The sequence below is a fragment of the Algoriphagus sp. 4150 genome, assembly GCF_031457395.1.
Classification (GTDB): domain Bacteria; phylum Bacteroidota; class Bacteroidia; order Cytophagales; family Cyclobacteriaceae; genus Algoriphagus.
Genome location: NZ_JAVDWS010000004.1, coordinates 1 through 21,248, shown reverse-complemented (window position 1 = coordinate 21,248; position 21,248 = coordinate 1). Strand labels below are relative to the sequence as shown.

The 21,248-nt window shown below is 41.5% G+C and carries 19 protein-coding genes; 7 read left to right on the top strand and 12 right to left on the bottom strand.

The window, feature by feature from the left end:
* Window positions 1-56: 56 nt before the first annotated feature.
* The 4 genes from J2X69_RS07805 to J2X69_RS07790 are packed head-to-tail and all read right to left on the bottom strand — an operon-like array spanning window position 57 to window position 5,064.
* Window positions 57-1,142 (bottom strand): hybrid sensor histidine kinase/response regulator, encoded by a 1,086-nt coding sequence (locus J2X69_RS07805; protein WP_310101104.1) that lies wholly within the window; start codon window positions 1,140-1,142, stop codon window positions 57-59.
* Window positions 1,135-3,279 carry a 7TM diverse intracellular signaling domain-containing protein gene (locus tag J2X69_RS07800; RefSeq protein WP_310101101.1) on the bottom strand — a complete coding sequence of 715 codons (2,145 nt, stop codon included), beginning with the start codon at window positions 3,277-3,279 and terminating at the stop codon, window positions 1,135-1,137. The genes J2X69_RS07805 and J2X69_RS07800 overlap by 8 nt, the downstream gene beginning before the upstream one ends.
* Window positions 3,276-3,983: a hypothetical protein gene (locus J2X69_RS07795; RefSeq protein WP_310101098.1), complete on the bottom strand. Its 708-nt coding sequence runs from the start codon at window positions 3,981-3,983 to the stop codon at window positions 3,276-3,278. The genes J2X69_RS07800 and J2X69_RS07795 overlap by 4 nt, the downstream gene beginning before the upstream one ends.
* Entirely contained in the window at window positions 3,973-5,064 is a 1,092-nt protein-coding gene (locus J2X69_RS07790) for a ThiF family adenylyltransferase (RefSeq protein ID WP_310101095.1), read from the bottom strand. The genes J2X69_RS07795 and J2X69_RS07790 overlap by 11 nt, the downstream gene beginning before the upstream one ends.
* A 379-nt stretch (window positions 5,065-5,443) precedes the next feature.
* On the opposite strand from J2X69_RS07790, the gene J2X69_RS07785 reads away from it, so the two are divergent.
* The gene (locus J2X69_RS07785; protein WP_310101092.1) at window positions 5,444-5,917 is read left to right on the top strand and encodes a response regulator; all 474 of its coding nucleotides are present in this window, start codon (window positions 5,444-5,446) and stop codon (window positions 5,915-5,917) included.
* A 5-nt stretch (window positions 5,918-5,922) separates the two neighbouring features.
* Here the strand turns inward: J2X69_RS07785 and J2X69_RS07780 are convergent, their stop codons facing one another.
* The 3 genes from J2X69_RS07780 to J2X69_RS07770 are packed head-to-tail and all read right to left on the bottom strand — an operon-like array spanning window position 5,923 to window position 9,120.
* Complete coding sequence (locus J2X69_RS07780) at window positions 5,923-7,134, bottom strand: alanine dehydrogenase (protein WP_310101088.1); 1,212 nt, start codon at window positions 7,132-7,134, stop codon at window positions 5,923-5,925.
* Window positions 7,124-7,555: a tRNA (adenosine(37)-N6)-threonylcarbamoyltransferase complex ATPase subunit type 1 TsaE gene (gene tsaE, locus J2X69_RS07775; protein WP_310101085.1), complete on the bottom strand. Its 432-nt coding sequence runs from the start codon at window positions 7,553-7,555 to the stop codon at window positions 7,124-7,126. The genes J2X69_RS07780 and tsaE overlap by 11 nt, the downstream gene beginning before the upstream one ends.
* A gap of 8 nt (window positions 7,556-7,563) precedes the next feature.
* Complete coding sequence (locus J2X69_RS07770) at window positions 7,564-9,120, bottom strand: bifunctional response regulator/alkaline phosphatase family protein (protein WP_310101082.1); 1,557 nt, start codon at window positions 9,118-9,120, stop codon at window positions 7,564-7,566.
* 59 nt (window positions 9,121-9,179) lie between these two features.
* Between J2X69_RS07770 and J2X69_RS07765 the strand changes: the two genes are divergently transcribed.
* The 5 genes from J2X69_RS07765 to J2X69_RS07745 are packed head-to-tail and all read left to right on the top strand — an operon-like array spanning window position 9,180 to window position 14,285.
* Window positions 9,180-10,412, top strand: a complete 1,233-nt coding sequence (locus J2X69_RS07765) for an HD domain-containing protein (RefSeq protein WP_310101078.1) — start codon at window positions 9,180-9,182, stop codon at window positions 10,410-10,412.
* Window positions 10,413-10,429: 17 nt separating this feature from the next.
* Window positions 10,430-11,452, top strand: a complete 1,023-nt coding sequence (lpxD, locus tag J2X69_RS07760; protein WP_310101075.1) for a UDP-3-O-(3-hydroxymyristoyl)glucosamine N-acyltransferase — start codon at window positions 10,430-10,432, stop codon at window positions 11,450-11,452.
* Window positions 11,453-11,491: 39 nt separating this feature from the next.
* Window positions 11,492-12,886 carry a bifunctional UDP-3-O-[3-hydroxymyristoyl] N-acetylglucosamine deacetylase/3-hydroxyacyl-ACP dehydratase gene (locus tag J2X69_RS07755; RefSeq protein ID WP_310101070.1) on the top strand — a complete coding sequence of 465 codons (1,395 nt, stop codon included), beginning with the start codon at window positions 11,492-11,494 and terminating at the stop codon, window positions 12,884-12,886.
* A complete protein-coding gene (gene lpxA / locus J2X69_RS07750) occupies window positions 12,883-13,662 on the top strand; it encodes an acyl-ACP--UDP-N-acetylglucosamine O-acyltransferase (RefSeq protein WP_310101066.1) in 780 nt (259 codons plus the stop codon). Before J2X69_RS07755 ends, lpxA begins: the two co-directional genes overlap by 4 nt.
* 2 nt (window positions 13,663-13,664) lie before the next feature.
* A complete protein-coding gene (locus tag J2X69_RS07745) occupies window positions 13,665-14,285 on the top strand; it encodes an ATP-binding cassette domain-containing protein (RefSeq protein WP_310101062.1) in 621 nt (206 codons plus the stop codon).
* A gap of 274 nt (window positions 14,286-14,559) precedes the next feature.
* On the opposite strand, the gene dnaN is transcribed toward J2X69_RS07745, so the two are convergent.
* The 4 genes from dnaN to gldA form a co-directional block, all read right to left on the bottom strand.
* Window positions 14,560-15,684 carry a DNA polymerase III subunit beta gene (gene dnaN, locus J2X69_RS07740; RefSeq protein ID WP_310101059.1) on the bottom strand — a complete coding sequence of 375 codons (1,125 nt, stop codon included), beginning with the start codon at window positions 15,682-15,684 and terminating at the stop codon, window positions 14,560-14,562.
* A gap of 248 nt (window positions 15,685-15,932) precedes the next feature.
* The gene (gene gldG, locus J2X69_RS07735; protein WP_310101056.1) at window positions 15,933-17,609 is read right to left on the bottom strand and encodes a gliding motility-associated ABC transporter substrate-binding protein GldG; all 1,677 of its coding nucleotides are present in this window, start codon (window positions 17,607-17,609) and stop codon (window positions 15,933-15,935) included.
* A complete protein-coding gene (gldF, locus tag J2X69_RS07730) occupies window positions 17,606-18,325 on the bottom strand; it encodes a gliding motility-associated ABC transporter permease subunit GldF (protein WP_310101053.1) in 720 nt (239 codons plus the stop codon). The genes gldG and gldF overlap by 4 nt, the downstream gene beginning before the upstream one ends.
* Window positions 18,326-18,327: 2 nt before the next feature.
* Entirely contained in the window at window positions 18,328-19,236 is a 909-nt protein-coding gene (gene gldA, locus J2X69_RS07725) for a gliding motility-associated ABC transporter ATP-binding subunit GldA (RefSeq protein ID WP_310101050.1), read from the bottom strand.
* 194 nt (window positions 19,237-19,430) lie between these two features.
* Between gldA and J2X69_RS07720 the strand changes: the two genes are divergently transcribed.
* Entirely contained in the window at window positions 19,431-20,642 is a 1,212-nt protein-coding gene (locus tag J2X69_RS07720; protein ID WP_310101047.1) for an ATP-binding protein, read from the top strand.
* On the opposite strand, the gene J2X69_RS07715 is transcribed toward J2X69_RS07720, so the two are convergent.
* Window positions 20,639-21,160, bottom strand: a complete 522-nt coding sequence (locus tag J2X69_RS07715) for a redoxin domain-containing protein (RefSeq protein WP_310101044.1) — start codon at window positions 21,158-21,160, stop codon at window positions 20,639-20,641. The two genes, J2X69_RS07720 and J2X69_RS07715, sit on opposite strands and share 4 nt — an antisense overlap.
* Between the last annotated feature and the right edge of the window lie 88 nt (window positions 21,161-21,248).

Sequence of the window (21,248 nt, the reverse complement as noted above, 5' to 3'; positions counted from 1 at the left end):
CTCACAAAGCTCGTGCAAAGATACAGTTTAGAGCGAAATTGCCCACAAACCGTCCATTATTTCATGTTTGGCAAGGTAACTTTGAAAGTGGTCTTTTCTCCGAACACAGAATCCAAATCTATTTTCCCTCCCATTTGCTCCACTGCCTCCTTCACCATATAGAGCCCTAGGCCTGTCCCTACATTCTTCTGGGTGGCCCGGGAAAACAGATTAAAGACCTCTGGATGATGTTTTTCTTCTATCCCTATACCATTATCTTCCAAGACAATTGTAGCCTCAGTCTCTCCAACTACAATAGTCAGGGTTATCCTTTTTTCACTATCCCCCGATTTCTGGAATTGAACTGAATTGCTAAAGAGATTATTTATGATTACCCGAATTTTGGCATCATCGGAGTAGAAAGCATATTCTTGGTTGATCTGTATCGCCACATTGATATGAGCGATGTCAATCTTAGCCTTATAGGCACTTAATTCCTGATCGACGACGTCCTTAAAATTGATTTCGGATATTTTATTGTCAATTTTGGTGGATCTATAGAAGTCGAGCATTTTATAGATAAAATCATCCAGCTTGCCTGTAGCACTGTCTATCATGTCAAAATACTCCATCGCCTCAGGGTCCTTAAGTTCCATTTTGGCCAGTTTTGAGACTCCTGAAATACTCATCAAAGGCCCTCTCAATTCATGAGACAAACTGTAAACAAACTGGTTCATTTCAGAATGGAGTTTTTTGAGTTTCTGGTTCTTATCCTTCAATTCACGCCGCATAAAGTATATATCTGCAGCATTCTTAATTGAGTTTTTGATCTGCTCTATATTCCAAGGCTTATCTATAAATCTATATACTTCCCCCTTGTTGATTGCATCTATCACGGATGCTATATCCGAATATCCAGTAAGCAAAATACGTATAGGATCCGGATTGAACTTGACCAGTTCCTCAAAAAACTCCGTGCCTGTCATTCCTGGCATTCTCTGATCAGCTATCACCACATGCACCTCTTCCTCTCTGGCAATCCTCAATCCTTCGTCAGCATCTATGGCCGTAAAAATCTTAAAATCCCTTCTTAATGTAGCTCTGAAAGACTTTAAATTATTGTCTTCATCATCAATATAGAGGACGTGAATTTTATCATTCATAGCGTTGCATACTTTGATAAATAGGAAGTGTGATTTTAAATGTAGTTCCCTGGCCCTCTTCCGTGATTACTTCCAGTGTTCCTTTGTGGCTTTCAATAATAGAATAAACTATTGAAAGCCCCAAACCTGTTCCTTTACCAACAGCTTTTGTTGTGAAAAAAGGCTCAAAAATTCTTTGTTTTACATGTTCGGGCATACCGGGGCCATTGTCCATGATCTCAATAGTAACCATATCCTTCAATGCTCTTGTCCGAAGTTCGATTATGGGATCCACAACAGTATCAATATGATCAGCCAAGGCGTGTACGGCATTATTTATAATATTCATAAACACCTGATTGATCTTACCTGCCAAACACTCCACCAAGGGCAACTCTGCAAAATCCCGAATAATCCGAACTTTGGTAGGCATGGTACTATTAAGCAAAATTAGTGTGCTGTTTAGTCCGTCATGAAGATCCACTTTCTTCATATCCTGCTCATCTACCCGCGAAAACAGTCTGAGTCCCTTTACAATTTCTACAGTCCTCTTTGCCCCATCATCCATTCCCTTAAGCAATTGATCCACTTCCGTCAGCACATACTCAAGTTCCAGGTCTTCCTCCAGTTGTTTTGCTTCCTTTAGAGACTTCGGGGTAAATTCTTTTTCACCGGTTGATCTATAAAATGCGACCACTTCCATAATATCCTTGATGTCCCGTTTCAGCGGCATGACATTAGAACTCACAAAGTTGATCGGATTATTGATTTCATGGGCAATACCGGCTGTCAGCTGCCCAAGAGACGCCATCTTTTCCTGATTGACAAGTTGGCTCTGTGTATTCTGCAGATTGCGCAGCGCTTGTTCCAATTCGTCAGTTCGGATTCTCACCTTTGCCTCAAGCATTGCATTCTGCTCCCGAACCAACTGCTCATTTTCTGCAAGGGCTTTCAGTCGTTCGGCATGCTCCTTTTCATTTTCCTTTTTAAGTATATTGATCTTGTCCGCCAAGGCTAAAGAAAGCAAGATAGCCTCCAATGCAGTTCCTATGAGCATAGGTAAATTAGCATAAAAACCCAAATTAAAGTAGCCTTGGGTCTGTAGGATATAGAAAACGATCCCCAACAAGAAGAAGCTCCAGGCAATCAGAAAATATGAAGCAGAACGAATCTTCTTTCGCACCAATAATATCGCAATAGAGAAAAATATTATAACGACCAGAAAACCATTTATATCCGTAATCCGATAGCTTAAACTGACAGCTCCCAAGAGCCTTAACACAAAAGCAGTTAGATAAGAAGTCCATAACAGTTTCAATATCCAGTCAAAAAAAGGCAATCGCTCCTTAGTACTTAAAAAGTTACGTACAAACGGAATGGCAAACACACTTGCTATGGAAGTAAATCCTATGATACTAATCTCATAAAGGAGTGGATTCTGATAGAGAAAATACCAATAGGAGTGCCCGGAAAGTGAAAGTTGGGCTAATGCTATAAACAGCACATACATACTGTAGTATAAGTACAAGACATCCAAGACGGAAAAATACAGGAATAGATTGTAAAAAAACAAGGCGAGCATAATACCTATATAGATATTAATAAAAACGGTCCTCTTATTGAGACTTGAATGAAAGTTGCTTTCCGAAGTAAGCAATCCGGTAAACCGGATAGGTTCGGAAGCACTTATCCTTAATATCACATATGGCAACCAATTTTCTGAATTCTGAATTTCAAAAGTAGGATTTGGATTGCCAAAGTCATTAGAATTCACAAATTCGGTCCCCTCCTGCGCACAGAAAACCAAAACTCCTTCCGAATTGACTCTGTATAACTCAACACTTCTGAATGACGGATTATTAATTTCAAGGAAATACAAGCCCGCTGTACCCATTAAATTAGAACTTAAATCCAATCCAATATACACCGTATCATTTTGCACTCCTAAATCAACAATACCGTACTCCTTAAACTCTAGTTTATCATATTCCTGATTCCAATTATAATCACCTTTGATCTTATCTTCGAAAACAAAATAATGGTCTACCTGATGAACTTCATTGTTGCCAAATATGCCCAAGTACTTAGACAGCGGTAGAATGATGATAAAAAATATAACAATGGCAATGAGGAAACTAGCGATATTTGACTTCTTCATTGGTCGGCAGAATTCTTATTTGCGATTAAATCAAACCTAACCATCATATCTCCTTTGGGGCCTGTTTCCAATTTTTGGTGAACCACGTTATTTCTAAGCTGGAAAATAAATTCTCTTTCAGAACTATCCGCAGTTGGCAAATTTGTAATATCTTCTATGGCCAGTACTGTAGCAATCAATCCTTCTTTTGGATAATAAAAAGTACCTTTATCCCCCAGCGTCTCTATCACTTCATAACCGACTTTTTTTGATATACGTACTGTAGCGGGTGAACACAAAGCCAATATTTTTTTTAGATTGAATTGCGAGGCAATGGCAACCCCCACTTTCACCAAATATATGCTTCCTATCCCATATCCTGCTACTTCCTTACTATTCCATAAACCACAGTACTCAGCAACTTCCAATTCCCCGAACTGACTCATATAATCAATTATACGAGGTTCCACTTCCGAAATCGCATCTTCTAAGGGTAGAGGATATCCCTCACTTCTAAGCTGAACACGACCGCCCCCCAAAACCCTAAAATCATCCATGGATTCAAATAGGATCAGGTACGTATTTGGATTGTCTATCCATGATCTGTCTGCCGAGGTAACCTTAGTGACTCCATAAGATTCAAGAACTTTTAAATGTCCCTCAATATACTTTTCTGTAGCCTCAGCGTCCTCAGTAACTCTTATTACTCTTACCCTAACTTCCATGGCTAAAATTTGCGATCTTTTCTAAGTCTACATAATATCTATCGGAGTGAATTTCTTTCCCAAGAAGAATCATTCTGGAGTAATATCCGCAAGCCCCTCCTCCCAATATTACTGAAGAAGCTAGCTGTGGCCAAGAAGTTATTGTTTTTCCAATTTCCTGAATACTTTGCTGAGCTCCTGAGGACAGTTTATTAAAATCCAAAAGAGCCATTAAAATCTCCGGATACTGATTTGAGATTTCAGCAACAAGGCCGGACTCGTCACCAAACTCCCGTAGCAATCCATGAAGGATGGGGCGCTCCGGTTCTCTGTCAAATCTCTCTATGTCAATCATTCCCCTATCGCTGGTATCCATCAGCACCGGAATCCCCAGTTTCTTTGCTTTGATTCTACTCTTGATTTTCACTTCCAAGCTGTCACACTCTTCTATTAATAAATCCAAATCACCTCCCTTTGTGAAAAAATCATGAATATTGTCATCCTGAACACCCTCACTATAAAGAACTACGTTCAGATAAGGGTCTATTTCGGCTATTTCACGTGCTGCAATTACCGACTTCTTTACTCCCAAATTATGAACTCCTGTGCGAATCCTATTCAGATTGCTAAGTTCCAGCGTATCGAAATCTGCCAATCGAAGTTCTCCACATCCCCTTTCCAAAGCTAACGTTAACGCTACACTCTGTCCCACCGAAAGCCCTATTATTCCGATTTTTTTGCCTGCTAACTCTCTTTGCTCTTCTTCGGTGATTACATATTTGTTTCTGACCGTCCTTACCGTCACAAACTCTTCCTCAGGAAGCATGTGAACGAGGCAATGTCGCCAAGGATAATACACCCAATTACCAAAATCCGAAATAGATTGGCTTCCAAAAAAATCTGTAATTGCCTCATCCAGTTCAAGTGGGGGATATTTCTTTTGAGGGTTTCTGAGTTTGATTAAATCACCTACCTGCGACCTAATCTCATCATGAATAAGTAATGTGGTGTCATTTTTCAGCTCTTGTATGACACTGTTCGACACCTCATCTGAAGCACTTAATATCAACGGCTTATACACTTCTTTAGTAGAAGCATCCATTAGTTTTGACATTGAAATATACCTAAAAAGGCTTTGATATGGAGTGAGTAATAAATCACTAAAGTGCAATAAATCAGTTAATGATAAATGAATAATTTTCTTTTATTTTCTTCTACCTAGGCCCCAAAGTCACCGGTCATTTTTTTTATTCTGAATTTCAGTGACTTAACAGGACAGCTCTTCAGAACTTTAAATAGACATAAGAGCCGTCTAACTGTAGGATCTGAAGTTAGAATTGCCCAAAATTAACGGATCAAACCCTATCCATAGGGTTTCTCAAGAATTTTAACAGTGAAATGGGTAAGAAAAAAAAAGACTATTTTGAAAATGCAATAAGTAATCGTGTAGAATTGAAGTTTTTTTTTTAGACTTTTGTATTATGGAAAGTAAGCCTGCAGAAAAAATACGAATTCTTTATGTAGATGATGAGGACAACAATCTTCAGGCATTTAAGGCAACTTTCAGAAGAGATTATAAAATTTTTCTCGCAATCAATGCGAAAGACGGACGAGAGATCCTCGATCAGGAGGAAATGGATATCATCATTACCGATCAAAGAATGCCTGAGGAGTCCGGTGTGGAATTTCTGGAATCCATCATCCCAATCCATCCTAACCCAATAAGAATTCTACTCACAGGATATACAGACATTCAGGCAGTCATTGACGCAATCAATAAAGGACAGGTTTATCACTACCTGACAAAACCCTGGGAAGAAGACTATTTACGTACAGTCATCAAAAATGCTTATGAAATCCTCCAGCTTCGCCGTGAAAACGAGAAACTGACCAAAGCGCTGATCAAATCCAATGATCAGTTGGAATTTCTACTTCGTCAAAATTTACTCTCCTAGTACCATCAGTATCTTGCAGCTAGCAACAGCTGCAACTCCTTATGACTGATGCCAAATTTCCTACCCAAATAGGCATTGGTCAGGCTTCCCCGATAAGTATAAACTCCCCGCAAAAACCATTTGTAGTTAAATATCATTTCTTCAGCACCTCCCAAATCAGCCATTTGAAGAATAATAGGAGTAAAAATATTGCTTAGAGAATAAGAGGCCGTTCGTGCTACGCGTGAAGCAATGTTAGGCACACAATAATGGGTAATATCATGGATTTGGTATACAGGATCTTCGTGTGAAGTCATTCTTCCTGTCTCTATACACCCCCCTTGATCGATGGCCACATCGATAATGATACTTCCATGCATCATATTGGCGACCATCTCCTCAGATACTACAATTTTGTTTCTGCCCTTCTCTGCCCGCAAGGCTCCGATCACTACATCTGCTTCGGAAAGTGCCTGATTCAAGCTGAAATTATCAATTGTAGAGGTGTATATCTGCTGCCCAAGCAGCTGCTTTAGTCTTCTGAGTTTATATATATGATTATCAAAAACCTTAATATTAGCTCCTAAGCCCAAGGCTGTTCTAGCTGCATACTCTGCAACAGTCCCTGCTCCGATTATGACCACTTGAGTTGGTGGTACTCCTGTGACTCCTCCCATGATCAGTCCCTTACCGTTATTTTCGCTGGAAAGATATTCTGCGGCAATAAGCATTACGGTACTGCCGGCTATCTCTGACATCGCCCTCACTACAGGCATCCCCCCTACCTTATCTTCCAGATATTCAAACGCTACCGCGGTGATTTTCTTCTGGTTTAGTGTCTGGATAAACTCCTGACTTTGCCGCTCGAGCTGCAATGCTGATATCAAGCAGCTGCCCATACTCATATAGCTCAGCTCCTCTTCTGTGGGCGGATCAATTTTAAGCACCACCCCGGATTCAAATACCTCTTTCTTCGAATTTGTGACTTTTGCACCGGCATCCGAAAAATCCTGATCCGAAAACTTGGATTGCAAGCCGGCCCCCGCCTCCACGACTACACTAATCCCGTTGTTTGAAAGCAAACCAACGGACTCAGGCGTGATCACTACTCTCTTCTCCTGATCAGAAGCCTCCTTGGGTAAGCCAATTACCAAAGATTGGCCTTTCTTTCTAACCTTGGCAGGCGATTCTTTTGGTATAAGTCCCACAGCAGTTAATTGATCAATTTCAGCTGGCATCTTGGATATGTTGTAGGTTCAAGGTTCGTTTTGTTTCGGAATCATTACTGATCCGAATGAGGAAAAACTTCTCAGGCAAAAAGGATGCAATTTTCTCAGCCCATTCAAGCCAGCAATAATTTCCGCTATAAAAATACTCTTCTATTCCGATATCCAAGGCTTCTGCGGGATCATCCATCCTATAAAAATCAAAGTGGTAAATAATCTCACCACTTGGATTTTCATAATGATTCACGATCCCAAACGTGGGACTGCTTACTTGATCGGTAACTTCAAAAGCTTTGGACAAAGCCTTAACCAGAGTGGTTTTACCCGCCCCCATTTCGCCTTGAAACACCCAAACTTTCTCGTCAGCAGCCGCTTCTATTACAGCATGTGCGGCCTTTTCAATCTCATCTAGCTCGTATGTGAACTGGGTCAACTGCTCAATTATTTTGGTGACAAATGAACGATAGGTATGATCATTTCTTCCAAAGATACACCTCCGTGCTGAAAAGTGTCTTTATAAAAGTTCACATAATAATTGTAATTATTGGGGTACGCAAAGAAATAATCCTCCACAGCAAAAACATACGTGGAAGAAACATTCAACCTCGGCAACTTCGCATCTTCAGGTTTTTTGATTTCAAACACCTTACCCTGCTCAAAATTCAGGTTTTTCCCCTGCTTGTACCTCAGATTGGTAGTTACATTCTTATCTCCGATGATTCTATACGGCTTGTTCACCCGCTTAGTGCCATGATCAGTAGTGATGATCACCTCAGATCCTGCATCATGGATTTTTTTAAGCAGTTCAAACAAAGAAGAATGCTCAAACCAACTGGTAGTCAGCGACCTATAGGCAGATTCATTTGGAGCTAATTCCCTGATCATTTTCATGTCCGTCCTAGCGTGTGAAACCATATCCACAAAATTATAGACCAGCACATTGAGATCGTTTTGAAGAAAAGTATGGAACTGCTCCAAAACGGCTTTTCCCTGATGAGCTTGAATAATTTTGTTGTAGCTGGATTTGATGGATAGTCTGTTTTTTTCCAAGTTGATCTTCAGCCACTCTTCCTCGAAATTATTTTTCCCCTCATCCGAATCTTCATCCTCCCAGAAGTTGGGATAAAACCTCGCCATATCCATAGGCATCATTCCGCTAAAAAGCGCATTTCTAGCGAAAGCTGTGGTGGTAGGCAAGATGCTATAATAAGTATCCTTGTCCTTCAGATTAAAATAAGGAGCAATGATTGACTCTATATCTTCCCACTGATCCAGTCTGAAATTATCGATTACTATGAAGAAAAGAGGCTTCTTCTCTTTGAGTTGGGGAAAAACCTTCTTCTTCATCACATGATGGGAAAGCAGAGGTTTGGTCTGATTTTTCTCCTCCATCCAGTCCAGATAGTTATCTTTTATGAATCGGGAAAAATTGGCATTGGCTTCAATTTTCTGAGACTCCAATACGGGAAGCATGTTCTTATTTTCCGTATCGTCAATTTGCATTTCCCAATAGGTCAACTTGCGGTAAATATCGGCCCAATCCTGATGGTCTTCAGCATCGCCGAAAGCCATACTGATGTTCATGAAATCTTGCTGATAGCTTTGAGTCGTGCGTTCGTCGATCAATTGCTTGTTTTGAAGAAGCTTTTTCACCGAAAGCAAAATCTGGTTTGGGTTGATCGGCTTGATCAGATAATCCGCAATCTTCCCGCCAATCGCATCGTCCATGATGTGCTCTTCCTCACTTTTGGTGATCATTACTACAGGGACTTGAGGTTTCATTTGCTTGATTTGCTGGAGTGTTTCCAGACCTGTCATCCCAGGCATCATTTCATCAAGGAAGATTACATCAAAGTTTTTTTGCTCTACCTCTTCGATAGCGTCCACGCCGGAATTGACCGTAGTGATCGCATACCCCTTCTGTTCGAGAAAAAGAATATGTGGTTTGAGCAGGTCGATTTCATCGTCCGCCCAGAGTATGTTGAATTTTTGAGACATTTTAGATTCCGTTTCTTTTAAAATTATAATTACTTTTGAGTCAAACAAAAAAGGCCTCCTTGAAAAGCCAAAAGATACTAAACGACCCGGTGTACGGATTTATCACGATCCCAAGCGAGTTGATTTTTACGATTATTGACCATCCTTATTTCCAACGTTTGCGGAGAATAAAACAACTGGGATTGACTGATTTTGTCTATCCCGGAGCTCTCCATACCCGATTTCATCATGCGATTGGGGCAATGCACCTGATGAGCATTACGCTAGACAATCTACGAATAAAAGGCACTGAAATCACAGACGGGGAATACGAAGCGGCACTAATCGCTATTCTTTTGCATGACATTGGACATGGACCTTTTTCACATGCCTTAGAATATAGCTTACTCAAGGGCATACCCCATGAGGAACTTTCTCTTCTTACTATAGAACTCCTCAATCAGGAGTTTGGTGGCAAACTTGACCTTACTTTAAGAATATTTAAGAATCAATACGAACGGAAATTCTTTTACCAACTAGTATCCAGTCAGTTAGATATTGACAGATTGGATTACCTGCAGCGCGACTGCTTTTTCACAGGAGTATCAGAAGGCACTATCGGAGCAGACCGCATTATCAAGATGATGGATGTGAAAAATGATCAAGTGGTCATTGAAGAAAAAGGAATTTACTCTATTGAAAATTTCCTGAGTGCACGTCGATTGATGTATTGGCAAGTATATCTGCATAAAACTACCGTCAGTGCTGAGAAAATGCTTATCAAGCTAATCCAGCGCGCGAGATTTCTACGTCAGTCAGGTGTCCGCTTGACAATCACGGAAGAATTTGATTTCTTTTTGAACCAGAACGTAACTTTGGCGGACTTTCGAACTAATCCCGAATATTTACGATTGTTCCTCGAAATGGATGATTTGGATATTTGGGGGGCAGTGAAACTGTGGAAAAACCACCCGGATTATGTACTGAGAAATATTTCCCGAATGTTTTTGACCCGCAATCTCTTCAAGATCAATTTGACTACGGAGCCTTTTTCTGCGGATGAAATCGCACGGATGAAAGTAAAAACTATAGATAAACTTAAAATCCCTACAGAAGACCTTGATTATTTCTTTTCTCACGGAGCAGTAAGTAACTATGGATACCTTACCAAAGACAGAATTAATATTTTGACAAAAAAGGGAAAGGTAATTGATGTAGCTCAGGCGGCGGATCTGCCAAACATAAAGGTCATGAGTAAAATCGTGGAGAAACATTACATATGTATGGCTAAAAGCCTAAATTTAAATCATTAACTCCATTTATATTGTTTATGGAATTCACCCTCGGACAAATTGCTGCAATCCTACAGGGAAAAGTAGAAGGCGACGAAAACCAAAAAGTAACCCGACTGGACAAAATCCAAGAAGGCAAGCAAGGAGGCATAAGTTTTTTGGCAAATGAAAAATACACTCCATTCATCTATGACACGGAAGCTACGGCAGTTATTGTCTCCAGCGACTTTATCCCTACCAAATCCCTAAAAACCAACTTGATTAGGGTAGAAGATGCTTACTCGGGTTTCACAAAATTACTAGAGGCTTATGCTATGCTAATGAAAAGCAGCTTAGTAGGAGTCGAAGAGCCGAGTTTCATAGATTCCAGTTCCCAGATTGGGGAGCAGGCTTATAGAGGTGCTTTCTCTTACATAGGGAAAAACTGCAAAATCGGAACGTCGGTTAAGCTACATAGTCATGCACACATCGGTGACCGTGTGCAGATAGGTGACAACACGATAATTCATGCCGGTGCAAAAATCTGTGCAGACACCGTAATAGGCAACAATTGTGAAATACATCCCGGAGCAGTAATTGGTTCAGATGGTTTTGGTTTTGCTCCCCAGGAAGATGGAACATACAAAGCTATACCTCAAATCGGAAACGTAATTCTGGAAGACAATGTAAGTGTGGGCGCAAACAGCACTATTGACTGTGCTACGATGGGATCCACGGTAATAAAGAGAGGCGCAAAAATAGACAACTTAGTCCAAATCGCCCATAATGTGATTATTGGAGAAAACACAGTCATAGCTTCCCAGGCGGGCATTTCAGGCTCCACAGTGATCGGAAACAACTGTATAATAGCAGGAAAAGCGGGAATCGTAGGCCATCTAAAAATTGCAGATAACACCACAGTAGGCGCAAATACAGGCATCAGTAAGTCAGTGTCCAAACCGGGAACCACTTTGTTTGGGTACATGGGTATTGACATGAAAAACTTCCTAAAATCCTATTCTATCTTCAAAAACCTAGAAGCGATAGAGGACCGAATAAGAGAACTAGAAAAAAAGCAGTAAATTTGCAGCCTTTAGCATGCTGAACGGTTCAAAAATCAGATGAAAGTAAAACAACACACCATTAAAAAGCAGGTGGAATTATCCGGCGTGGGCCTACATACCGGAGTGATTTCCAATATGACATTTCTACCTGCTCCCCCCAACCATGGCTACAAGTTTCAGCGAATTGATCTGGAAGGAAGACCTACTATAGATGCAGATTGCGACTTGGTGGTAGATGTATCCAGAGGAACCACCTTGGAGCAAAATGGAGCCAGGGTCTATACTGTAGAACATGTGCTGGCGGCTTTGGTCGGCTTGGAAATCGACAATGTACTCATTCAACTGGATGGACCAGAGCCTCCTATTATGGATGGATCGTCTATCCAGTTTATTGAAGTATTGGAAGATGCAGGGCTTGAAGAGCAAAATGCACTTCGCAGATTTTACGAAGTGCAGGAAAGCATCCAATACAAAGATTCTGCCCGTGAAGTAGAAATGGTAGCTCTACCTACTGACAACTATCGTGTGACAGTGATGGTGGATTACAACTCCCCGGTATTGGGAAGCCAACATGCCTCGATTACTGACATCGGCCAATTCAAATCGGAGATCGCTTCTTGTCGTACTTTTTGCTTTTTGCATGAGCTGGAAATGCTCTACAATTCTAACCTTATCAAAGGTGGGGATTTGAACAATGCAATCGTAGTGGTGGATAGAATAGTAGAGGAAAAAGAATTGGTTCATTTGGCCAAAATGTTTAACAAGCCAAAAGTTGAGGTAAGAAAGGAAGGCATTTTGAATAATGTGGACTTGCGCTACCGCAATGAACCTGCGCGGCACAAATTATTGGATGTCGTTGGGGACTTGGCTCTGGTGGGCCGCCCGCTGAAAGCCCAGATCATGGCAGCAAGACCCGGTCATGCAGCCAATGTCGCTTTCGCAAAAAAAATAAAACGTGCTATGGAAAAGTCAGCTACTTCGCACATTCCATATTACGACCCAAAACTTCCTCCGGTAATGGATATCAACCAGATCAGCAATATTTTGCCGCACAGATATCCGTTTCAGCTACTTGACAAGATCATTTATCTTGACAATACTGTAGTAGCTGGAGTAAAAAATGTAACGATCAACGAACCATTCTTTATGGGACATTTCCCCGCCAATCCCGTAATGCCGGGTGTACTACAGGTAGAGGCGATGGCTCAAACAGGTGGGATATTAGTATTAAGTACAGTGGATGATCCTGAGAATTACTGGACTTATTTTCTGGGAATCGAAAACTGTAAGTTTAGAAAAATGGTACTTCCAGGTGATACACTAATTTTTAAATGTGAACTTTTGGCCCCGATAAGAAGAGGCATAGCGAAAATGCGCGGTGAAGCTTATGTAGGTAATACACTGGTATGTGAGGCCGTAATGACAGCAAGCATAACCCGAAAAGAATCATGATCAGCCCTTTAGCCCATATTGACCCTAAGGCCACAATCGGAAAAAACGTTCAAATCGATCCATTCACTATGATCGGTGAGAATGTCACTATTGGCGACAATACTTGGATCGGACCAAACGTCACTATTTTTTCCGGCGCAAGTATTGGAAAAAACTGTAAGATATTTCCGGGAGCAGTAATTGCAGGTATCCCTCAGGATCTAAAATTCCAGGGAGAAGACTCCACAGTCATGATCGGTGACAACACTACGATCAGAGAGTGTGTCACCATAAGCAGGGGCACTGTAGAAAAGCAAACCACCGTCATCGGAAGTCACTGCCTTTTGATGGCATATGTGCACATAGCACACGATTGTGTGATAGGAAGCCATGTCATTATCGCCAACTCAGTGCAAATTGCCGGCCATGTGTCCATCGATGATTGGGCTATTGTAGGTGGATCCAGTGCAGTTCACCAGTTTGTGAAAATCGGCATGCATGCAATGGTTTCAGGAGGATCTCTGGTAAGAAAAGACGTCCCTCCATTTACAAAAGCAGCCCGTGAGCCACTTTCATATGCAGGGGTTAATTCTTTGGGTCTACGAAGAAGAGGTTTTTCAAGTGAATCTATTTCCCACATTCAGGAAGTCTATCGCTACCTTTTCCTAAACAGCATGAACAATAGCCGAGCATTGGAAGAAATCGAAGTAAATCTTCCTGCCACGAAAGAAAGAGATGAAATTTTGAATTTCATCCGCTCCTCCGAACGCGGTGTAATGAAAGGATACATCAATTAACCATGCTGAAAATCCACTTAGAAGAAGCTTCCAAACGCTTCCAATACGAATGGATTTTTAAAAATCTAACCCTTGAGCTATCTCAGGGAAATTCCCTGGCTATCACAGGAAGTAATGGGTCCGGAAAATCCACATTGCTCAAATGCCTGTGTGGCGCAATACCGATCACTTCCGGCAAAATTGATTATTTGCAAGATGGAAAATCAATTTCAGAAACTGATTGGTTTTCCATCTTGACAATTTCTGCTCCCTACATGGAGGTACCGGAAGAATTCAGTCTGGAGGAATTGCTCGATTTTCATTTCAAGTTTAAGAAACCCTTGGATGGAATTTCTTCGAAGGAAATCATCGAACAATTATATCTTACCCAGCACAGTTCAAAGCCGGTTGGCCAATTTTCTTCCGGCATGAAGCAACGCTTGAAACTGGGCTTGGCACTTTTTTCGGACGTTCCGCTGGTGTTTCTCGATGAACCCACTTCCAATCTTGATCGCAAAGGAATAGAATGGTATCAAGAGCTGATCACACTCTACGGTAAGAATAGAATTTTGGTGATTTGCTCCAATGAGCCCAGAGAATACGGGTTCTGCGAACAAAAAATAGCCTTGGAGGATTTTAAGTAAAAAGCAGTCATAAACTTGGCCTCATAGCTTCATCTAGGAGCTAATCGTACTTATCAGGGGAGATCGTCTTATTCTAAAAAAACCTTCGAGTGCTCGAAATAGGAAGATTGATATACTCAAATTAGACCTACCCCTTCTAAAAAGTCAACCCTAGAAGTGCAACGCTATTCAGGATTGTTAAAGGCAACAAAACATTCAAGGTTTTGAAAACCTCAAAGGTCGCAAAAAAAGCCCGAAGGAATCTCCGGGCTTTTCGTTTTATGGATTGTGGTTATTATACGTAGTTATTCAACATCACCGGCATTACCAGCATCAGGATATCTTCATTTTCGTCTTGCTCAGCAGGAAGAATCAATCCCGCACGGTTAGGTGCAGAGAACTTCAGGCTAACTTCCTTGCATGAAAGGTTGTTTAACATTTCCACCAAGAATTTTGCGTTGAATCCGATTTCGATGTCTTCTCCATCATGCTCACAGGATAGTCTCTCGTTTGCTTCATTGGAGAAATCAAGGTCTTCCGCAGATATCATCAATTCGCTACCTGTCAGTTTCAACCTTACCTGGTGCGTAGTCTTATTCGCATAGATCGCAATACGACGAAGTGAGCTCAACAATTCCTGACGGTCAATCGTCATCACATTTGGATTTTCCGCAGGGATTACATTCTCATAATCCGGGAAGCGCTCGTCGATCAAACGACAAATCATCTTAATGTTATTGAAGTTGAAATAAGCATTCGACTGGTTGAACTCCACTGTCACCGGAAGATTCTCGGAAGGCAAAGTTGACTTCAGCAAGTTCAATGCTTTGCGGGGAATAATCAAAGTAGCAGCCTCCGGAGAAGCAATATCCACTCTTCTATACCTAACCAACCTGTGTCCGTCTGTAGCGACGAAAGTAGTATTGGTAGGGCTCAAATTGATGTAAACCCCAGTCATCGCAGGACGAAGTTCATCAGAGCTGGTAGCGAAGATGGTATTGGAAACTGCAGAAGAAAGAACCTCTGTAGACATATCCACAGAAGTAGCATTGCTTACGGTAGGGATTTTCGGAAAATCGGTAGCATTCTCACCTGCCAACCGGTATCGGCCGTTATCAGAACTGATTTCTACCGCATAAGTATCGTGATCGATACTGAAAGTCACGGGCTGCTCAGGCAGATTTTTCAACGTCTCAATCAAAATCTTGGCAGGCACTGCGATATTTCCATCTTCTTTGGCCTCCACGCTGATTTCTGTGATCATCGAAGTCTGCAAATCAGATGCAGTAATAGTCAGCTGACTCTCTTTGATCTCAAAAAGAAAATTTTCCAAAATTGGCACTACGGGATTGGTTGTCACCACACCGTTGATAGCCGAAAGCTGCTTTAATAAGGCAGAAGAGGAAACAATAAATTTCATATCGTAGGGCTTAATTTATTTTTACTTTTGAATGGGGGTAAATTTATAAATAAAATCTAATTCGAACCCCCGTATAAATGAATCTCTCAAAAATTAATGAAATAGAAGGGCAATAATCAGCTAGTTTGTTTTTCATGTGCTTATAATTTGTTCTTCAAAGGCCACATGGAATCTCGCACGGTGAATAATCATCCCTCTCCCGAAGCAAGTTCGGGACAAGTTGTGTGTCGTCTTCGACATGCTCGATTTCAACTGTATTTATTTCTTCGAATCCACCAGACTAGCCCTCCGAAAATCACCAACACCATCACCGGTGCCAACACATTCAATGCCTGCCAAAAAGTTTTTTGCTGCGCAATCTTCACTTTATTCAAAGGACGAATTTGAAATGTTCTAGTTCGCGACGCAATGATACCTTCAGGTTCGGCAAGGTACTGAACTAGATTTTTCAGAAATAGCTTATTTGCAAAAGTTGTTTGACTAAATGGATCCTCTCCCAGAGCTAAGGGAGCACCATCTTCCAGATTGGTTTGGGCCTGAAATACATCTCCGTCTCCGATCACCACCACTTTTCCATTTCCACTTCCTTTAAAGTCCTCCTTCGCAAAACCATCCGGAAGAAATCGGTTTTTGTACAAGGAAGTAAATTCCCCTTCCAGCAAATATACGAGTGGCAAATTTCTCATCCCAAAAAGGCCCACATCGGGCTCCTGATCCATATCCGCGAAAGCAACCCGAGCGGGGGCAGGCAAAACCCTCGATAAATCAGAACTGAAGATCAATGGTGTTTTGGTGACTCCATCGGCTTTCACCGTATCCAGACTGCTCACAAAACGGAATTGAACTACATCCAATCCCTTGGTAATCGCATGTTCTTGCATTCTTCCTGCCTGGATATAAAATGGCCACGGAAGAGGAACCATTTGCTGCTGATCTCCAAAATTCCCACCCATCACGGGAATATATCCAAAATTCAGATCCTGAATCAAATCCTTGTTTACACGGATACCATACCGAAAAAGCAAATTGTCCAAACCCAAATCTACCGGCATGGCCAAGGTTCCTTCCCCTCCAGCATTCTCAATTTCTACCGCTACTCCATTAAGCGTTACGATCAGATTTCCTCCACCCATCACATACTGATCGAGCAGATAAACTTCCCGCTCAGTAAAACTCTCTTTAGGGCCCTGAACGAAAATCAGCTTAAAGCCTGCCAAATCTGCCGGCTTCTGAGCTTGCTCAAGCGGGACTTTGAAGAGTTCAAACTCCCCGTCCAATGCTTCCACCAGTCCGAACCCCTCATCGGAACTCATTTCTCCATGTCCCATGATCATCGCTATGGAAGATGACTCAGGCGAAATCAGCTTTCGAATGGCATTGCTCAATTCAAATTCCAAATTTTCTATAGAATGGTTAAGAATCTGATCCGGGCCCATTCCTCTATCACCTTTTAATATTAGAGCACCTGTCTCATATTCCTCGTCACTTACCAAAATCCCCGGAAAAATCAGCTGTGCTTGCTGACTCGAATTCCTCATCACGGATACGTTTGTGGGGTTGATGCCATAATCCGTCAAGGATAAAATAAAATCTCCACGTTCTTCCTCCCTCAAACTTAGGGGATCAAAATAGGAATACGTAATCTTTTCAGCACTGTAGGCATTGAATGTTCTGACTGTCTCTTCAATGGATTTTTGCAGACGACGCATGCCCCCCGGGAGATTTTCTCCTACCAAAAGAATCTCCACATGAAGTGGTCTGCTCACCTGAGCAAGCATCTCTTCTGTCGCAGGATGAAGAGAATAACGTTTTTCCTCGGTAAGATCTATACGAAAATTCAGGAAGTTCGCCAGCAAAACAACGACTAGAACTCCTCCAAAAAAAAGAAGCCAGGGCTTTGCGCTATGTCGAGTTGACTCTTTCATTTATTTCTCAAAACCAAAACTGCCCCACCCAAAAACAACCAAATCATACCAATCAAAAAGAACAAATCCACCGAGTCAATCACTCCCCTACTCAAGTTGATGTAATGAAAACTTAGACTCAAATCGGCTGCCCAATACGACAAATTCCCAAGTTGCATCTCTGCCAAAGCAGAGAATCCAAAGTAAAGGACAAAGCACAAAAACACGCCCAATACGAAAGCTACTACTTGCTGTGAAGTCAAAGAGCTGGCAAACAATCCCACAGCTGCAAACGCTGCTCCGATCATAATTAAACCTATCCAAGAGCCGAAAAAACCTGCTTGATCCAGATTGCCCACGGGCTCTCCCAGCTGCATAATGCTATAGAAATACAAAAGCGTGGGCAAAATTGCCACCAGAACAAGACAAAGCAACGCTAGGTATTTTGCCAAAACAATCTGTACTAAAGAAAGAGGCGAAGTTCTTAAAAGCTCCCAAGTCCCTGTTTTCCGCTCATCCGCAATGGCCCGCATAGAAAGAGCTGGGATAAGAAATACGAAAACATAAGGGGTATAAGTAAATAAGGCTTCCAAATCCGCAAATCCATATTCGAGCACGCTGCTTTCCGGAAAAACCCACACGATCATACCAATCGCCACGAGAAACAATGCTAATACCAGATAGCCAAGAAGGCTCCCGAAAAAGGCATTGATTTCTTTTAGAAAAAGACTTTTCATAGTTAGGCGTTGGTAATTTCCCGGAAAATCAACTCCAGATTTTTTTTACTTTGATTAAGGCTGACCAAGTTTAACGAACGCTCATGGAGGATTTGTATTATAGCTTTTCTGGCTAAAGCAGGATCTGTTGTTGAAATCAGCAATTCCACCCTCCCCTTAGTACCAAAATCTATCTTACCCACATTTGCGAACCATTCAAGATCCAGCTCTTCTTCCGTCTCCAGAATCAAAATCGTTTCATCAGAGTTGGATTTTAGATTGGAAAGGGAATCCGAAGCAAGTATTTTTCCTTTGTTGATAATGACCACATCATGGCAGATCGCCTCTACTTCCTGCATGATATGCGTAGAAAGTATTAGTGTCTTATTCTTCGCTACTTCTTGGATCAGACTTCGGATCTCCACCAGCTGATTGGGATCCAATCCTGTAGTGGGTTCATCCAGAATAATCACCTGTGGATCATGAATTAAAGCGCGGGCCAAGCCCACTCGCTGGCGATAGCCTTTGGAAAGCTGCCCGATTTTCTTGTGCTGCTCCGGCTCCAGTCCGGTACGATTCAGCATTTCTTTTGTCCTGGATGCTAGTGCCGCTCCGTACAATCCATATACTCCCCCGGAAAATTCCAAAAACTCCCGAACATACATATCAAGGTAAAGCGGATTATGCTCCGGCAAGTAGCCTATCAACGGACTGACTTCCTTGGGCGAATTGACTGCGTCCTTCCCCATAACTTTTACATCCCCGGAATCAGTGGACAAAAAGCCGGTAATGATTTTCATCGTAGTGGATTTCCCTGCACCATTTGGGCCCAGAAACCCCAGAATCCTTCCCGGAGATGCCGAAAATGACACTTCATCAAGTGCTTTTTGAGTACCGTATAGTTTGGTGAGTTGGGATACTTCGAGTGACATGCAGCTTTTTTGGTCAGTCAAAAGTAAGGAAAAAATGTAGTTTTCATTAGTTGGAACAGAGATGAAAGTCATTATCAAAAAGGCCGTTGTGCTTTCTGGCCCTTGCGATCATAAAATATCTTGTATTTATAATACAAGATATCTTGTATTATAAATACAAGATATTACATTTATATTGATTTACAGCATTTTAAATGATACAAAAGCATACACTTGGGGAAATAATATTAGATCAAGAAGCGAATTTCCTTCAAAAAAAGCTAATTGGACGGGAGGAAACCTTACCCGACTACGCGAATCAAATCGTGATCGTCAGCGGGGTTAGGCGCTGCGGAAAAAGCATTTTGATACGTAATCGCTTTTCCCAAGACCACTCTGGGCTATACCTTAATTTTGAGGATCCACGACTCGTCAACTTTGAGCCTACGGATTTCCCTAAACTGGAGGAGCTACGGAATGAGTTTGGGAAAGCAGTTATCCTTTTGGATGAACTTCAATGGGTAGAAGGCTGGGAAGTTTTTGCACGCTCACTTCATGAAAAAGACCAACCGCTGTACATCACAGGCTCCAATGCAAGCATGCTCAGTCGTGAACTTGGAACGAGACTTACCGGGCGATACAAACAAATAGAATTATTCCCGTTCAGCTATACGGAGTTTTTGACCTATAAAAGTCTCGCCCCGGAGGAATCCAGTTTCGAATCCTATTTTCAATTGGGTGGTTTCCCTGAATATCTACAAAACCAAGATCAAGAATATTTAAGAACATTGATGCGTGACGTATTGACTCGTGATGTGGCCGTCAGAAGAAATATATCCAATGAAACTCAACTGATCCGGTTGGGAGTTTTCCTAGCTTCCAACATAGGCAAGGAATTTAGTTATTCGAAAATGGCGCAGTTGCTAGAGATCAAATCCGTCCGTACAGCGATAGATTATTGTGACTATTTGGAAGAAAGCTACCTATTTGACTTGATCCCGATGTACTCCCAATCTATCAGAAAGCAAGTGGCTAATCCAAAAAAAGCCTTCTGCGTAGATCCGGCATTGGCCTCAGCAAATTCCCTCTCCTTTAGCAAGGATCTAGGAAGAAGGCTGGAAAACTTCGTGTATTTACATTTGAGAAGGTCATTTCAAACGATCCATTACTACAGATCCAAAAATTCCGAATGCGATTTTCTCATCAAATGGAATGAGGAAATAATCGGTGCAGTACAGGTTTGCTGGGAATTAACTCCAGACAATCTTGAAAGGGAAGTCAACGGAATAAAAGACGCAATGAAGGAAACCGGACTAAGCACCGGTTTTATCATCACATATAATCAGGAAGACAGCTTCGAAGGAATTGCTGTCGTTCCAGCCTGGAAATGGTTTTTAAGCAATTCTAAGCACTATTTTGAAAATTAATCCCCTTTCAATTTCTTCAATAAAACATCCATTTTGGCATTTCCTACATATTCTGCCACCAGTTGTTTTTGAGAATTGTAGCAATAAATAGACGGTACATTTTTGATCTGATAGAAACTGGCAAGATCCATCCTGGAGTCCAGCAGAAAATGAACATTGGCTCTATCTTTAATCCCGAGGCCAATTGCAAAGCCCAGCATCTCATCTACAGGTTCCACTGTCACCAGAACAATAGCATACTCCTTAAATTCTTCAATTCTCTTAGAAAGGGCGTTAAGCTCTTCTTGGCACAGATGACAGGTAGAATTGAAGTATATTACCAATGTAGGGGTGTTTTCTGTCAACCGGTGAATGGAGTAAGACTCCCCGTTTATATCATTAAGGGGAAAGTCCGGAAGAGTAGCGGGAGTAGCTACAGCTGCAGCGGTTACCTCCTGATCTTCTTGGGAGGAATATCCCAAATAAGCCACACTACCAAGAAGTACAGTAACCAGAATTATCACATGTGTTTTTTTCATATGTTTATAATTTTTCTGTCACTTCATTTTTATATTTTTAGGTAAGGGTAAGAAAACGCTAAGAAGTTAAATTTTCATATTCATGCTC

Bases quoted from the DNA above. Each gene is read 5' to 3' on its own strand.
- J2X69_RS07805 (WP_310101104.1), bottom strand. From the start codon at position 1,142: ATGAATGATAAAATTCACGTCCTCTATATTGATGATGAAGACAATAAT.
- J2X69_RS07800 (WP_310101101.1), bottom strand. From the start codon at position 3,279: ATGAAGAAGTCAAATATCGCTAGTTTCCTCATTGCCATTGTTATATTT.
- J2X69_RS07795 (WP_310101098.1), bottom strand. From the start codon at position 3,983: ATGGAAGTTAGGGTAAGAGTAATAAGAGTTACTGAGGACGCTGAGGCT.
- J2X69_RS07790 (WP_310101095.1), bottom strand. From the start codon at position 5,064: ATGGATGCTTCTACTAAAGAAGTGTATAAGCCGTTGATATTAAGTGCT.
- J2X69_RS07785 (WP_310101092.1), top strand. From the start codon at position 5,444: ATGGAAAGTAAGCCTGCAGAAAAAATACGAATTCTTTATGTAGATGAT.
- J2X69_RS07780 (WP_310101088.1), bottom strand. From the start codon at position 7,134: ATGCCAGCTGAAATTGATCAATTAACTGCTGTGGGACTTATACCAAAA.
- J2X69_RS07770 (WP_310101082.1), bottom strand. From the start codon at position 9,120: ATGTCTCAAAAATTCAACATACTCTGGGCGGACGATGAAATCGACCTG.
- lpxD (WP_310101075.1), top strand. From the start codon at position 10,430: ATGGAATTCACCCTCGGACAAATTGCTGCAATCCTACAGGGAAAAGTA.
- J2X69_RS07755 (WP_310101070.1), top strand. From the start codon at position 11,492: ATGAAAGTAAAACAACACACCATTAAAAAGCAGGTGGAATTATCCGGC.
- lpxA (WP_310101066.1), top strand. From the start codon at position 12,883: ATGATCAGCCCTTTAGCCCATATTGACCCTAAGGCCACAATCGGAAAA.
- J2X69_RS07745 (WP_310101062.1), top strand. From the start codon at position 13,665: ATGCTGAAAATCCACTTAGAAGAAGCTTCCAAACGCTTCCAATACGAA.
- dnaN (WP_310101059.1), bottom strand. From the start codon at position 15,684: ATGAAATTTATTGTTTCCTCTTCTGCCTTATTAAAGCAGCTTTCGGCT.
- gldG (WP_310101056.1), bottom strand. From the start codon at position 17,609: ATGAAAGAGTCAACTCGACATAGCGCAAAGCCCTGGCTTCTTTTTTTT.
- gldF (WP_310101053.1), bottom strand. From the start codon at position 18,325: ATGAAAAGTCTTTTTCTAAAAGAAATCAATGCCTTTTTCGGGAGCCTT.
- gldA (WP_310101050.1), bottom strand. From the start codon at position 19,236: ATGTCACTCGAAGTATCCCAACTCACCAAACTATACGGTACTCAAAAA.
- J2X69_RS07720 (WP_310101047.1), top strand. From the start codon at position 19,431: ATGATACAAAAGCATACACTTGGGGAAATAATATTAGATCAAGAAGCG.
- J2X69_RS07715 (WP_310101044.1), bottom strand. From the start codon at position 21,160: ATGAAAAAAACACATGTGATAATTCTGGTTACTGTACTTCTTGGTAGT.